Source organism: Brevibacillus sp. FIR094, assembly GCF_050477165.1.
GTDB lineage: Bacteria > Bacillota > Bacilli > Brevibacillales > Brevibacillaceae > Brevibacillus.
Window position 1 is genome coordinate 1 of the sequence record NZ_JBEAES010000003.1, and the last position, 15,040, is coordinate 15,040.

The window sequence follows — 15,040 nt, forward strand, 5'->3', positions numbered from 1 at the left end:
CCAGTCGGAACTTAAAAAAGGGGACCACGCTTGTCGAACACTTCTTCCTTGAGAATCTTCCGCCCGTAGGTTGGCTTTGGCTCGACGGTCCCCTTTTTTAAGTGGAGAAGGACAGTCAATCCCCCTTGCGGGCGTGTCAGAGTCGGAGAGAACTGTGCTTTTTTTTCTCAACCACTATGTTGACTCAAACTTCCATCAGAAAAGTGAGGGCAATCATGAAAGTAGAACGGCTACTCGCTATTGTTATCATGCTGTTGAATAAGCGCCGTGTGAGCGCTCGTGAACTATCCGATCACTTTGAAGTATCCTTGCGTACGGTCTATCGGGATTTGGAAACGATTAACGCAGCTGGAATTCCGATCGTAGCGTACCCTGGGGCAAGCGGCGGATACGAGATCATGGAGAATTTTACGATCGATCGGCAATACTTATCCTTGGACGAGCTGGTTGCGGTTATTGCTGCGCTTAAAGGGGTTCATTCCTCCACAGCCGATAAGCAAATCGGACAGCTTCTGGAAAAAATAAAAGCGTTGCTCATCACTGCGCCATCCTCTCTGCAAGGAAGTGCACATCCCGTTGTTTATGACTTTAATCCGTGGGGCAGTACACCGGCGATCGCCGAAAAAGTAAACAAGCTGCGGGAAGCCATCGAGAAGAGACTTCGTGTGCGGATCACCTATACGAAAATGCAAGGCGATGCGTCAGAGCGCACCATTGAGCCTTTAACACTGATTATCAAAGGGTATGTGTGGTACGTGTATGGCTATTGTTTACAGCGTCAGGAGGATCGTCTGTTTCGCTTGTCACGGATTGCAGACATGACTGTGCTGTCAGAGGAGTTTTCGCCTCGCCCGTATCAACAAGCAGATAAGCTGGAATGGCTCGAAGAATGGGATACGGCAGAGCGAATTTCACTTGTCCTCCAATTTTCTTCGAGGGTACATGTAAGGGTGCGGGATATGTTTGAGCCCAAGGGGATTGAGACCATGCCAGACGGCTCGCTTTTGGTAAGGACGATGATGACAGACGATGAGTGGCTAAACGGCATGCTGCTTAGCTTTGGCGATGCCTTGTGTGTACATGAGCCAGTGCATGTGAGGGAACGAATTCGGGATACAGTAAAAAGAATGACAAAACTTTATGAATGAGCGTTGAAACGTTGACAGATAGTTGTCAGGTTCAGGTCGTTATACTAAGTCATGTAAGCAATCTCTTACAGGAGCGTGGTTAATGATGAACCCAACGATTGTGAAACTGGATGAAATGCGTGTAGCAGGCTTGCAAATTCGGACAACCAATGAGGCGGAATGCGGACCAAATGCGAAAATTGGGGAACTGTGGCAACGCTATTATCAAGAAGAGCATCCCTTCAAAACTCCCCATCAAAAAGAGCCGGGTGTTGTTCTGGGTGTGTATTCCGATTACGACAGTGACGAAACAGGCGAGTACTCCTTATTAGTAGGAACCGTTGTAGAAAAGAACGGTGAGCTTCCTGCTGAGCTCACGGTCAAGACTCTGCCGGCTTCTACCTATGCTGTATTTACGACTCGTGTAGGCCCGATGGTAGAGGTTGTGATGGAAGCGTGGGCGAAGGTGTGGGAGTGGTCCCATCAACCGGGGAACAAGCGGACATTTACTGGAGATTTCGAACGATATGACGGAGTACGCTGCGCTGATCCCAACAACACGCAAGTGGATTTGTACATCGTGATCTCAGAAGAATAATGGTGCAGCAAATAATATAAGCAGTCGTAGTCGATCAGGCTACGACTGTTTTGCTTTTTTTCATGATTTCTTCACAAGTTTCGATTACTCTAGAGAGAGAGTGGTAGAGGGGAGTCATACAGAAGAATGGATTGGATAATGAATATAGAAGCTCTGGCAGAGTGGATTCGCTCTTTGGGGATGCTGGGGATTATCGGTAGTATCGTATTGAACATCGTGATCAGTGTGGCAGGTGTACTGCCGTCCATTTTTTTATCGGGTGCGAATGCGGTCGTGTTTGGCTTGTACGGAGGGTTCTTGATTTCCTTAACGGGAGAGGTGGCAGGTGCTTGCATAGCCTTTTTCCTTTACCGCTACACGATTAAAAAAGCAGATCGGCGCGAAAAGCTGAAATCGTTCAAATGGGTACATGCCATCAATGGAACGACGAGTTTTCGTAAATGTCTTGCCATCGTTTTGCTCCGGTTGAATCCGATGATGCCTTCCGGTGTGATCAATTTAGGTGCGGCTTTGACGAATATCACCTTCGCGCAATTTTTAGTAGCGACCTTGCTTGGAAAAGTGCCGTCGATGGTTTTTGAAACATTCGTCGGTCATGATCTGATTACTTTTAGTGAAAACAAGTTTCGCTTGCTCTTTGCCTTGCTAGCAGGTGCTCTCGTCTTTTTGCTTTTCTGGAAAAAAGGAAAGGACCAAATACAAGGGGAGTAGGGAGGATTCACATGTCTACCATTTTGCTAGTCGATGATGAGCCGCAAATCTTAGAAATATTGTCCTCCTATCTGCAAAAGGAAGGCTATCATGTTCTGACCGCCCAAACAGGCAAGGAAGCAGTGGAAATGGCCACGACGATTTCATTGACCTGTATCATTTTGGACCTGATGCTACCTGATCTGAGCGGGGAAGAAGTCTGCGTCCAAATTCGCAAAGAGTCTCGTGTCCCGATCTTGATGCTAACGGCGAAAAGTGGAGAGGCGGATCGGATTCGCGGGCTTACGATTGGCGCTGATGACTATTTAATCAAGCCCTTTAGTCCGAGAGAGCTCGTAGCGCGTGTTCGAGCCGTCATGCGTCGTGCGGGTGATTATTCAACACTCTCCGATATCATCGAAGTAGGCGATTTAACCATATCAATGAATGAGAAGAGAGTCACGAAAAATGGAGTCGCTTTGGAGGTTACGCCAAATGAATACCGCTTGCTCACAACACTTGTCCGTTATCCGGGGAGGACATGGGGCAGGGAGGAGCTCGTGCGTGAGGTCATGGGGTTTGATTTTGAAGGATACGACCGAACCATTGATACGCATATCAAAAATCTTCGCCAAAAGATAGAGGCAGACCCGAAGCAACCGGAATTTATCAAGACGGTGTATGGATTGGGCTATCGCTTTGACGATCCCATGAAGAAGTGAGGCCACGATGAAGCATATTTGGGTAAAGCTCGCCTTTGTGATCATGACAGTGGGTGCATGCGCTGTTCTTTTTTCCTCGTTGTTATCCGTAAAGGAAATGGATGTTCATTTTTCTATGTATGCCAATGAAGTGAGAAATCAGCATAACCAAGAAATCTCGCGAGTCGCACTCCAGGCGTATCAAGACAATCAAGGATGGGGAGCGGAAGCCTATCATAAGCTTGAAGCGGTTTCTGAGGTCTTGGGATTGCATATCACTCTCCTCGACAAACAGCAACAAGTTCAAAACGAGTGGGGTAAGCGGCCAGACCATACGAGCAATTATAGTGTAGACAAGATTCCCCTTGTCAGTAAGGGGGTCATGATCGGGCAACTGGTGATTAGCCACGATGATCGGAGTGCGTATATGACCTTGGAAAGTCATTTCCAATGGGCGCATAAAAACACGACGTTGTGGACGATGGCTGTTCTGCTCATCCTGGTCATGATCATCAGCATACCGCTCGCCAGGACCATGGTGCGTCCCGTCGTCCAAGTGAGCACCGCAGCGCAACGAGTCGCGCGAGGCAATCTGTCGATACGCGTCCCGGAGCCTCGAGGCAAGGATGAAGTTACGTCATTGGTCGCTGCTTTTAACAACCTGGTCCAAAGTCTTGAGCATCAGGAGGAGCTGCGCAAGCGACTGACCTCCGATATTGCCCATGAATTGCGAACACCACTGAACACCTTGCTGGCGCAAGTCGAGGGGATGATCGACGGCATATGGGAAGCAACTCCCAAAAATCTCGAAAGCACAAGGTCTGAGGTATTGCGTTTGAGCCGTCTCGTCCGCGATTTAGATCAGGTGATTCAGGTGGAGTCGGGTTCCTTGCAAATGCGCAGTGAAGAAGTGGAGCTGCGTGAGGTTGTCAAGGAAGTCACTGAGTCGATGAGTGCTACGTTTGCCCGTGCGCAAGTGAATTTTCACTTCAAAGGAGAGCACGCTGTCTGGATCATAGGGGACAGGCAGAGATTGGCGCAAATCGTGGCCAATTTGTTGACAAATGCCTGCAAGCATACGCTAGCGGGAGGAGAAGTCGTAGTCACGGTAGACAAACCGAGTACGATGGTTCGGTTGCAAGTGAAGGACAGCGGCACAGGCATCGATCAAAAGGACCTTCCGTACGTATTTGAGCGTTTTTATCGGGGAGATCGCTCGCGAGCAAGGGAACGCGGTGGAGCAGGATTGGGGTTGACGATTGTGAAAGGGATCGTGGAGGCACACAAGGGAAGCATCTCGTTGGATAGCAGAGTGGGTGAGGGAACGACCATCACGATTTTGTTTCCGCCACAGGCTCATGAAGGCGAAAAGTAAGCTTAAACCGTATCGTTCTCCCTCCACATCGTTTATGATAAGAAGAGAATTTGAATATTCGATACAAAAGAGGGAGAGCACATGTTTGATTGGACTACCATGGGAGCATTTTTGGCTGTTGTGATCGGCCTCTTTTTAATTCCGGGACCCGCTGTCCTGTTAACTGCGACGCGTACCGTTCAGGGAGGGCGTAAAGCAGGGATTATGGCAGGGCTGGGCATTGCCACCGGCGACTTCATTCATACGATTTTTGCTGCGGTTGGTTTATCCGCGATTTTGATGACATCTGCATGGGCATTCAATCTCGTAAAATTTGCGGGAGCGGCTTACTTAGTCTATTTAGGAGTTCGGGCCATGCTTGAAAAACCGGTTGACCCAGAGCTGCCAAAAGTAGCACCGTTGCCGCCGCTGCAATCGTATGGGCAAGCCATCCTCGCAGAAGTTTTGAATCCGAAGACAGCGTTGTTCTTTCTAGCGTTTCTGCCGCAATTCGTACATCCGGAGCGTGGAACAGCCATTCTCCAATTCCTTGTCCTGGGACTGATTTTCGCCATCTTGGGGTTCTTTTACACCGCGTTGATTGCGATCAGGATCAGACCATTGGGGCATCTGGTGAAACGAATTTCCTGGTTGGGACGCTGGAGTGGTAAGATCGTAGGTTCTGTTTACATCTTACTAGGATTAAAAGTAGCGCTTCAAGAGAGATAAGGTAAGAGTCGGGGAGACAGTCTTCCCGGCTTTTTTTAATGCTTGATTATAAGTGGAAGGTACTTTTTGGTGCCTATGGTACTTGAAAGTACGTACTTCCTGCCAAGTGAGGCATGAGACATAATAGCATTCAGATCCAACATATTCGCCAATCACGATAAGTAAGGGTCATGCTTTGTGAAAGGCAAGAAAAATTAAGGGAGGATACAACTCAGATGAGCACGATTACATCCAACGTGAAGCAGCAAGCAACTGGTGCGAAAAACGCCACGCTTGCTTTACTTGCTCTCGCAATCAGCGCATTTGGTATCGGGACTACCGAATTTGTTATCGTCGGTTTGTTGTCTACAGTCGCACAGGATTTGAAAGTAACCATCACCTTGGCAGGACTTCTTATTTCTGGATATGCATTAGGGGTAGCTATTGGAGCACCAATTATTACAGCACTCACAAGTCGAATTCCACGTAAAGTGCTGCTCATGCTGTTGATGATTGTCTTTGTTGTCGGAAACAGTGCGGCAGCCTTGTCGAGTAGTTTTGCGATATTAATCATTGCCCGTTTCTTTACCGCGTTTTCTCATGGAGTATTTTTCTCCATCGGTTCGACGATTGCAGCCGATCTGGTGCCAGAAAACAAGCGTGCCAGCGCCATTGCGACGATGTTTACGGGTCTGACTGTTGCAACCGTTACAGGTGTACCCTTGGGAACGTTTATTGGACAAATGTTCGGATGGAGAGCGACTTTTTGGGGAGTAGCCATTCTTGGCGTGATAGCACTTATCTCGACAGCGATTCTGGTACCAAGTAATCTGAAGAAAGCCAAGCCTGCTTCTATTAAAGACCAAGTGAAAATAATCACAAACCTACCATTGTTGCTTGTCTTTACGATTACGGCACTTGGTTACGGCGGTACCTTCGTAACCTTTACATTTTTAGGTCCGATTCTGGAAGAAATCACAGGTTATCAAGCGAGTGCCGTCAGTCTGATTCTTCTCGTCTATGGGATTGCAGTAGCGATTGGAAATACGGTTGGAGGAAAAGCAGCTGACAAGAATCCAATAAAAGCGCTGCGCTGGATGTTCATCATTCAGGCGATCATTCTGATCATCTTAACATTTACCGCTCCTTTCAAATGGGTGGGAACGCTCACGATTATGCTGATGGGCCTCTTTGCTTTTATGAACGTACCGGGCTTACAAGTATATGTCGTGCAGTTGGCTGAAAAATACGTTCCAAGTGCTGTTGATGTAGCTTCTGCCATTAACATTGCAGCATTCAATCTCGGCATTGCGATTGGAGCGTTCGTGGGAGGAATCATCGTCGATAACATTGGACTGATTCATACACCATGGGTCGGGGGAGTGATGGTGTTAGGTGCAGCATTACTCTCGATGATCAGCAGCAAGCTGGAAAAAACTCGTCGTTAATTGTACAAAGACGGCGGATGCGATGAAAGCATGCGTGTCCGCTTGACGAGGTTATTTTCCGGTCCATATCGATGCACCAGAGCGGGTTTGAATACAGCTTCATATGAGGAGGGGGAGACAGAGCACGAGTTAGTTGCACAAATGTAACAGCGGCGGGCTAGGATTTGATTTTTCAACCGAGCCCGTTGCTGTTATCATGAAAAGCCAACGTGACGGTGTAGATCACCTTCGCTGGTAACCGTCCGCTTCACCTCTTTCGAATCACGGCTCCTTGTAGAACAAAGGTAATCCCTAAGATTCCTACGATGGCAAGCAGGCGAATAAAACCGTTGGAGACAAACAGATTGACACAGATCAACCCAATTATGATCAGAATAAGCAAAAGCACAGTTTTCCCCGACATATACGTGTTCCCCTTTCCTCAGACAAAATGAGTGGTCTCGTCAAATCGGAATATGCGGGTAGTCTCATGGCGTATGTAATTTGACTTTATGGTTGTCAGAATCTTCTGTTCATCCTCTGAATACCTTCTATTGTAGCGAATACAATCGTGGAAGAAAAGGCGGGATCACGTGAAAAAACTCCCTTCTGTCATCGTCAGGTGCTCACCTGTACGCTTGAGAGGGAGTTTTTGCTTGTGATCATGCTACACTCGTTACTTCGTCGCTAGCTGATGCTCTGTTGTTTGCTGCTTCAACGGCTGTCCGGCCAATTGTGATCGTTTCGATCGAATCAGGATGGCAGTAATCAACAGCGCAATACCATTGATGATAAATACGAAGCGAATCGGGATGAGTCCCCCGAGAAAGCCGCCAATGATTGGCCCCATCATCGTCGCGAACTGCGTAGAAGATTGGTTCAAGCTAAACGCTCTACCGCGAAATTCTGGTTCCGTGACTTTTACAATCATGGCGTTGATCGACGGATAAACAGCGGCAAAAAACAGGCCGTACGCGAATCGCAAAATGCCAAATCCATACAGATTGGTGAAGAAGAATTGTAGTAAATTTCCGATGGCTCCACCCATTAAGCCGATGAACAAGATTTTAGAATAGCCAACCGTTGTCCCGAGCTTTCCCCATTGTGGAGCAGCAATGACTGTCGCGATTCCTACTGCCGCAAAAATGATGCCGGAGCTGAGGGATGCGTCTTGCTGCGAAGCGCCCAATTGCATGACATACACGGTTATTAAAGGTTCAAGAAGCATAACGGAAATCGTGACCATCAGGCTCATACCCAGTATGGACATCAACGGGCGGTTTGCCATCGCAGCGCGCAAATCTTCGCGTACACTCGAGCGGCTGCCAGAGCGGTTCAAGTTCGTTTCCTTCACGAAGAAAGTAGCGATCAGCGCTGCTACAAGCACGACAAATCCTGAAAAAATGAAAGCCTCCGCGTTTCCCCATACGTGACTGACGACACCGCCAACCAACGGACCGATGATTCCTCCTGTTGCACCCGAAGTCGCCATAATCCCCAGTGCGTACCCGACGTTTTTTTCTGGTGTATTCGTCGCTACCAATGCAATGGCGGCAGGTACGTAGCCGGCAAGCAAGCCCTGGAAGATCCGTAACACAAGAAACAAATAGGGGTCCGTAATCAAGTACGTCAAGAAGTACAACAAAGCGAGGCTAAATCCAGAGCGAATCAACATAGGCTTTCGTCCATATTTGTCCGCAAGAGAGCCCCAAAATGGTGAGATGAGTGCACTTGCTAAAAACGTGATGCCAAACGAAATGCCAGACCATGCTTCCAGATGCTCATTGACCCCCAGTGAAGTATGGAGGAAGATGGGCAGGAAAGGGATGGAGATGGAGTAGGCGGTGCTACAGAAAAATACCCCAATCCATAACACAATCAAATTACGTTTCCATGAAAATTCCATCTTTCTGTCACAACCTTTGCAGTTAAAAAGCAGGAATATTGTTATTGATCATTCTAGCACTGCAATTTACTGCTGACCAATTCGGAAATATGATCGGACTATTGCAAAAATGAAATAAGAGGAAATCTTGACGTTTTTGCAGGATTGAGCATTCCGGTCGATAGCGCTATCATGAAATAACAGACTGAATTTTCAAACAACTAAGAAGGGTTGTCCATTTACGTTAGGAAAGGTGGTTGTGAACATGGCAAAAGGTTGGAATGATGAGGGACAAGTAGCCCCTGCTGTATCAAGGCGGAAATTTTTACAACGAACAGCGATGCTTGGTCTCGCTGCAGCTGTACCGGGTTCGTTATTGGCAGCAGGCTCTGCCACGGGACAAGAAACGAGCGAAGGAAAGAAGCCAAAGCTTGCAAATGGTACGATCGTCGATGTTCCTGGCGTAAAAGTCGGACAAGTCCAAAATGAGGAGGCCTTGACGGGCTGTACGGTGATCCTACTGGAAAAAGGATCAGCATGCGGGGTAGATGTACGAGGTTCTGCACCTGGGACGCGCGAAACGGATTTGTTGAATCCGATCAATTCTGTCCAGGAGGTCAATCCTGTTGTTTTAACAGGAGGCAGTGCCTATGGCTTGGATGCGGCAAGCGGTGTTATGCGCTATATGGAAGAACAGGGACAAGGCTACAATGTCGGGGTGGGCGTCGTCCCTATCATTCCAGCTGCGGTTATTTTTGATTTATCGATCGGCAGTGCCAAAATCCGTCCGGATCAACAGATGGGCTACGAGGCAGCTCGTCTTGCCAGCAAACAGCCAGTCCAGCAAGGAAATGTTGGGGCAGGAACCGGTGCGACAGTTGGAAAAATGGCTGGGATGAAGCGAGCGATGAAGGGTGGGCTTGGAACAGCTTCTCGCCGTCTGCCAAATGGTCTCGTCGTAGGTGCAATCGTCGCGGTGAACGCCGTCGGAGAAGTGCGGTTACCCTCCACAGGAGAAATTTTGGCTGGAGCGAGGGGAGAGGATGGCAATATCCGCGATAGCCTGTCCTGGATGATTGATGCTGCAACTCCTCCGGTTCCGGCAGGGACGAACACTACCATCGCAGTGGTTGCGAGCAACGCGAATTTGAATAAAGTACAAGCGAATAAAATCGCGCAAATGGCGCATAATGGACTCGCAAAAACGATTCATCCGGTTCACACGATGAGTGATGGAGATACGATTTTTGCCATCGCGACAGGGGGCGTGGATGCATCGGTCAATCTTGTCGGGACGCTGAGTGTAGAAGTGCTGGCGGAAGCGGTTATCAATGCGATCCTTTCTGCCAAAGGAGCGGGTGGGGTACCTGCTTATCAAGATTTACGCTGAGTGATATCCGGTTCGAGCCTCTTATTCCTTGATGGATAAAGAGTTTCGAACCGTTTTTTATGCGAATGTGCTACGCGATGAAAAAAATTCCAATAAAGCATCGATATAAAAAGCAAATCCATATATAATGAAAATGATTTTCAAAATCAAATACATGATTGATGTTGTTCTTGAGAGAGAGGAGTTGCTGCTTCAATGCTTCGCAGATTTTTTTCTTACTATCGGCCTTATCGTGGATTATTCATCCTCGACTTCACGTGTGCAGTATTCGTTGCCTTGTTGGAGTTGGGATTTCCGCTTGCAGTGAACATGGTTGTCGATCAATTACTTCCAAGTAAGGATTGGAACATGATCGTGTGGGCGTGCATTGGACTTTTGGCTTTGTATGGCCTTAACTCCGGGATGAACTATGTCGTCACGTACTGGGGACATATGCTTGGAATTAATATCGAAACGGATATGCGGAAGAAGCTGTACGACCATATTCAAAAGCTCTCTTTCCGCTTTTTCGATAATACCAAGACGGGTCATCTGCTATCTCGCCTAACAAATGACTTAATGGAGATCGGGGAGGTCGCTCACCACGGTCCGGAAGATTTGTTTATCGCCGTGATGACGCTGATCGGTGCTTTCCTCCTGATGTTCAATATTAATGAAGAAATGGCGCTGCTTACGTTTTGTGTGATTCCGCTCTTGATATTCTTCGTTGTTTACTTCAACCGTAAAATGACGGGGGCTTTCCATCGTCTGTACGGCGACATGGCGGATTTCAATGCACGTGTTGAGGACAATGTAGGCGGAATGCGTGTCGTACAAGCTTTTGCCAACGAGCAATTTGAAAACAAAAGATTCGCAGAGAACAACCAGCGTTTCCGGATCACCAAGCTGTTGTCCTACAAAATCATGGCCCAAAATATTTCTGTCAGTTATGTGCTGATGCGTTTAGTCAATTTGTTTGTCCTGATTTGCGGCAGCTGGTTTGTTATTCAAGGTGAATTGACCTACGGTGAATTTGTCGCTTTCTTGCTGTTAACGAATGTATTTTTCCGTCCGTTGGAGAAAATTAATGCAATTATCGAGAGCTATCCAAAAGGGATTGCCGGCTTTAAGCGCTACATCGAAATTATGGACACAGAACCGGATATTGCGGATGCTCCAGATGCGATCCAGGTAGAGTCGTTGAAGGGCGATATCTCGTACAAGAATGTTTCGTTTAGCTACGACCAAGAGTCTTCTGTATTGCAAAACATTGATTTGAACATCCGGGCGGGCGAGACAATTGCGTTTGTAGGCCCTTCTGGAGCAGGAAAAACCACATTGTGTAGTCTCTTGCCGAGATTTTATGAGATCAACGGGGGCAGCATCAGCATTGATGGAATGGATATTCGCCAAATCACGTTAGCGTCATTGCGTAGCCAAATCGGGATCGTTCAACAAGATGTGTTCCTCTTTTCAGGGACGATTCGGGAAAATATCGCGTATGGAAAATTAAACGCCTCAGAGGAAGATATCTGGGAGGCAGCACGTCTGGCTAAACTAGAAGAGTTTATCCGTTCTCAGCCTGCTGGTCTGGAGACGATCATTGGTGAACGTGGAGTCAAATTGTCCGGTGGTCAAAAACAAAGGCTGGCGATTGCGCGTATGTTCTTGAAAAACCCGCCGATTCTGATTTTGGATGAAGCTACTTCTGCACTCGATACCGAAACGGAGGCGGCGATCCAGCAGTCCTTACAGGAATTGTCCAAAGGCCGTACGACTTTGGTTATCGCTCACAGATTGGCTACCATTAAAAATGCAGATCGAATCATCGTTGTAACGGAACAAGGCATTACGGAGCAAGGAAGTCATGATCAGCTCTTGGCTCGTGAAGGCCTCTATAGCAGACTGTATCAAGCACAGTTCGGCACGTACCTCGACCAGTCGAGCAGCGTCTTTTCTTGATAATGAATAGAGAGGGAGATCGTGATGCAAGAATGGGATGACGATTTTATAGCACAACGGTTTGATCTTACTTCTAAACCGAGACCCAATGCCTTATTTTCGATGAAGGCAAGAGATTTGGTAGACCCGACGCATATGAATGAGCTCGTACAAATCTATGCTCCGCTAATCAAGGCCCATGAGCTGACTGCTGCTGGTACTTACATCAGCAGTTGGCTCACGAGCCCTTCTCTCGGTCTTTCGTACATGATCTCTGTCTGGAATCGTGCACTTACCATGACCCTGGATAATATGACGATTGAATTGTTTTACGAGGATGATTATCCGCAATTCGCCTTTGTGATCCCAGCGTATGAGATCGTAGAAGCGCCTACCAGCGTTGCAGAGCGCGCAATCTGGCTGAAGGAATGCTATCGTGCGTATTTCCAAGACTTCCTGCACCCGTTGCTCACGACTCTTGCAAAGGTAACGGGAAACCCCGAAGCGATGCTCTGGGGACAGTTCCCGACCAAGTTCAATTACCATACGGATGCTTTCGTGGCGTTGGTAGAACAAGATAGCATCAAGCAACAAGTGATGGCTGATTACGATGTCCTCTGTCATCAGCTGGAAGGCGAGAGCTTTGGATTACAAAAAAATCCATTTCGCGTGCGTGTGCGCTGGATTGAAGATATACGTGATCCCCAAGCGAAAGTGCGCATCAAGAATCAATGCTGTCTGTACTATAAGACGGGGGAGCAAAAGTATTGCTATACCTGTCCGCGGATAAAAGAAGACGAGCGTGCTTTGATGAGAATTCGCGCGTAGCTGACCCTCCTTTGTGGAGGGTTTTTTCTATACACCGTTGACGTATGGACATGTGCTAGCCTCTTCCTATAAAGTAGAGTCAGGGGTAAAGTTGGAAAAATCAGAATGATTTCCAGGAAGGCGTGGTTCGTATACAGACAATGAACCAAAAGGAACTGGATCGCTACGTTCGAGATTTTCATCAAGCGGTTGTCAATCAACAGCTTAGCCTGTATTATCAACCACTCTACGACCTGAGAACAGGCAAAATAATCGGAGCAGAAGCTCTCGTAAGATGGAACCATCATCAAAAAGGGTTACTGCCCCCGGATTGGGTATTTTTGTTTGCAGAAAAGAGCGGGTTGATTCTTTTGGTAGAGGAATGGGTGATCAGAACGGCTTGCAAGCAGAACAAAGCTTGGCAGGACGCTGGACTACCACCTCTTGTGACATGCGTGAATCTGTCATCCTATGCCTTGGAATCGGAGCAGTTAGGTAGCACAATTCAAACGATCTTAGACGAAACAAGCTTACAGCCGCACTATTTGGAGCTAGAATTTACCGAGGACTCTACCAGAGATGGGGAGCGTACCATCGAGATTTTAGGAGAATTAAAAAAGATCGGAGTAAAAATCAGCCTGGATGATTTTGGGAAGGGCTATAGTAGCATTCAACATCTATCCCGCTTTCCCATGAACAAGCTAAAAATTGATCAATCCTGTGTAAAGGAATGCATGAGCGATGTCACGCAGGCGACTGTTATCAAAACCGTCATGGCGATGGCACGAAGTCTGGACGTGCAAGTAACGGCAGAAGGTGTAGAGACACAAGAGCAACTGGATTTTCTTTGGCAGCTTGGCTGTGATTCTGCTCAAGGATTTTGGTTTAGTGAGCCCATGCCTGCCGAAGACTTGGCTCGAGTGTTGAAGCGTGAGGAAAGGTTTAGGAACAGTGCATTTCTACTACTCAATGGTGGACAACACCGAGCTTTTGATACATACGAAGTGGATCAGAGCGAGCGAAGAGACGTTCTTCGCAAGCAACAAGGCATGACATTTGCTTTTCGGAAACAGGGAGATGCGTTCATTCATACGCTGTGCGAAGGAGAGATGCTTTTTCGCATGGGAATGACACCGGAACAAGTGATTGGACAAGATTTACTAAATATGATCCCGACTGAAGAGATTCCACGCAAAATGGAATCGTATGAGCGAGCGTGGAGCGGCGAGCAAAACGTGTTTTACGAAGGCAGTGTCAACGGAATTCGCTATCTGGCTGCTTTTCGTCCGATCTTTTTCGATGGTCGAGTGAAGGAAGTAATTGCTTCGTGTGTCGACATTACTGAGCTGAAAAAAGCACAAGAAGCAGAACGAATGAGCGAATCGCCCTATCGATTGATTGCAGAAAACTTGTCTGACATTATCGTGATCATCAATAGTCAGGGGATCATTACGTATATTTCACCATCCGTGCAATCCGTTCTGGAGATGGCTCCAGATGAAGTAGTGAATCGACACCTGTTAGCTGTACTGCCACTGGAAACGGGCAGGCTTGTTATGCAAACGATTCGTCAGATCATGGTGGAGAAGGAGCCTCGTCTCATTACATTTACATGTCCGGACAGGAATGGCAAAAAGATCACACTGGAGGCAAAAGGCACCCCGGTGATTCAGGAAGAACATGAGACGAACCAAGTCATATTTATCATTCGAAATCACACGAAGCACGTGCAAACGGAAGAGTTTTTACAAAAGATAGATAAGCTATCCGTCATTGGGCAAATGGCTGCCGGGGTTGCACACGAAATCCGAAATCCGGTAACTTCCATCAAAGGCTTCGTACAATTGCTCCGTCGAGATCAATGGAAACGGGAATATTTTGATATTATGCAAGCTGAATTTCACCAATTAGAGAGTGTCCTGCGAGAATACGTCTTTTTATCAAGAGAGTGCACAGAATCGTACGAACCAAAAAATCTAGCGAATTTGCTGCGACAGGTTACACGATTGGTGCAAACGAAGCTAGAGTGTCATCATCTGGTGCTGGATGTCCAGGAAGTAGAAGGGAGCATGATTTGGTGCGATCAGAATCAAATTCAGCAGCTTTTCATGAATCTTCTGTCAAACTCCGTTGAGTCCATGCAAGATGGTGGGACGATTCGCATCGTGGCAAGGCGTAAGGAAAGCGAGCAACTGATGATTAGAATCATTGATCAAGGCTGCGGTATGGCGGAAGAACGGCTGAAACGATTAGGGGAGCCTTTTTATAGCACAAAGGAAAAAGGGACTGGGCTAGGACTTATGATTTGTTATAAAATCATGCAAGCACACGACGGGTATATCCATTTTTCGAGTACCCCGAATAAAGGGACGACAGTGGAGGTTTCCTTTCCGCTAAGAAAATCAAACCCAAGGCTCGATCCATAACGTGATC

13 protein-coding genes are annotated in these 15,040 nt (G+C 47.3%); 11 read left to right on the plus strand and 2 right to left on the minus strand.

All coding sequences use genetic code 11. The annotated features are described in order from the left end of the window. The first annotated feature begins 215 nt into the window (after positions 1 to 215). The 7 genes from ACQ5DJ_RS03020 to ACQ5DJ_RS03050 all read left to right on the plus strand — a co-directional run bounded on the left by ACQ5DJ_RS03020 (position 216) and on the right by ACQ5DJ_RS03050 (position 6,626). Positions 216 to 1,148: a helix-turn-helix transcriptional regulator gene (locus tag ACQ5DJ_RS03020; protein ID WP_429841115.1), complete on the plus strand. Its 933-nt coding sequence runs from the start codon at positions 216 to 218 to the stop codon at positions 1,146 to 1,148. Positions 1,149 to 1,230: 82 nt separating this feature from the next. Further along, positions 1,231 to 1,725: a GyrI-like domain-containing protein gene (locus ACQ5DJ_RS03025; RefSeq protein ID WP_429841116.1), complete on the plus strand. Its 495-nt coding sequence runs from the start codon at positions 1,231 to 1,233 to the stop codon at positions 1,723 to 1,725. Between the two features lie 126 nt (positions 1,726 to 1,851). Further along, complete coding sequence (locus ACQ5DJ_RS03030) at positions 1,852 to 2,436, plus strand: TVP38/TMEM64 family protein (protein WP_429841117.1); 585 nt, start codon at positions 1,852 to 1,854, stop codon at positions 2,434 to 2,436. 11 nt (positions 2,437 to 2,447) lie between these two features. Further along, positions 2,448 to 3,137, plus strand: a complete 690-nt coding sequence (locus tag ACQ5DJ_RS03035) for a response regulator transcription factor (RefSeq protein WP_429841118.1) — start codon at positions 2,448 to 2,450, stop codon at positions 3,135 to 3,137. Between the two features lie 7 nt (positions 3,138 to 3,144). After that, complete coding sequence (locus tag ACQ5DJ_RS03040) at positions 3,145 to 4,491, plus strand: sensor histidine kinase (RefSeq protein WP_429841119.1); 1,347 nt, start codon at positions 3,145 to 3,147, stop codon at positions 4,489 to 4,491. 81 nt (positions 4,492 to 4,572) lie between these two features. Next, a complete protein-coding gene (locus tag ACQ5DJ_RS03045; protein WP_429841120.1) occupies positions 4,573 to 5,199 on the plus strand; it encodes a LysE family translocator in 627 nt (208 codons plus the stop codon). A gap of 215 nt (positions 5,200 to 5,414) precedes the next feature. Further along, complete coding sequence (locus ACQ5DJ_RS03050; protein ID WP_429841121.1) at positions 5,415 to 6,626, plus strand: MFS transporter; 1,212 nt, start codon at positions 5,415 to 5,417, stop codon at positions 6,624 to 6,626. Between the two features lie 247 nt (positions 6,627 to 6,873). Here ACQ5DJ_RS03050 and ACQ5DJ_RS03055 read toward each other — a convergent pair whose 3' ends face one another. After that, a complete protein-coding gene (locus ACQ5DJ_RS03055) occupies positions 6,874 to 7,029 on the minus strand; it encodes a hypothetical protein (RefSeq protein ID WP_429841122.1) in 156 nt (51 codons plus the stop codon). A 252-nt stretch (positions 7,030 to 7,281) separates the two neighbouring features. Beyond that, positions 7,282 to 8,511 carry an MFS transporter gene (locus tag ACQ5DJ_RS03060; RefSeq protein ID WP_429841123.1) on the minus strand — a complete coding sequence of 410 codons (1,230 nt, stop codon included), beginning with the start codon at positions 8,509 to 8,511 and terminating at the stop codon, positions 7,282 to 7,284. Positions 8,512 to 8,755: 244 nt separating this feature from the next. Here ACQ5DJ_RS03060 and ACQ5DJ_RS03065 point away from each other — a divergent pair, with 244 nt between their 5' ends. The 4 genes from ACQ5DJ_RS03065 to ACQ5DJ_RS03080 all read left to right on the plus strand — a co-directional run bounded on the left by ACQ5DJ_RS03065 (position 8,756) and on the right by ACQ5DJ_RS03080 (position 15,033). Further along, positions 8,756 to 9,880: a P1 family peptidase gene (locus tag ACQ5DJ_RS03065; RefSeq protein WP_429841124.1), complete on the plus strand. Its 1,125-nt coding sequence runs from the start codon at positions 8,756 to 8,758 to the stop codon at positions 9,878 to 9,880. Between the two features lie 195 nt (positions 9,881 to 10,075). Next, positions 10,076 to 11,821, plus strand: coding sequence for an ABC transporter ATP-binding protein (locus ACQ5DJ_RS03070; protein ID WP_429841125.1), 1,746 nt, complete (start codon positions 10,076 to 10,078; stop codon positions 11,819 to 11,821). Between the two features lie 24 nt (positions 11,822 to 11,845). After that, positions 11,846 to 12,628 carry a Fe-S oxidoreductase gene (locus tag ACQ5DJ_RS03075; protein ID WP_429841299.1) on the plus strand — a complete coding sequence of 261 codons (783 nt, stop codon included), beginning with the start codon at positions 11,846 to 11,848 and terminating at the stop codon, positions 12,626 to 12,628. A gap of 122 nt (positions 12,629 to 12,750) precedes the next feature. Further along, entirely contained in the window at positions 12,751 to 15,033 is a 2,283-nt protein-coding gene (locus tag ACQ5DJ_RS03080; protein WP_429841126.1) for an EAL domain-containing protein, read from the plus strand. Positions 15,034 to 15,040: the final 7 nt, after the last annotated feature.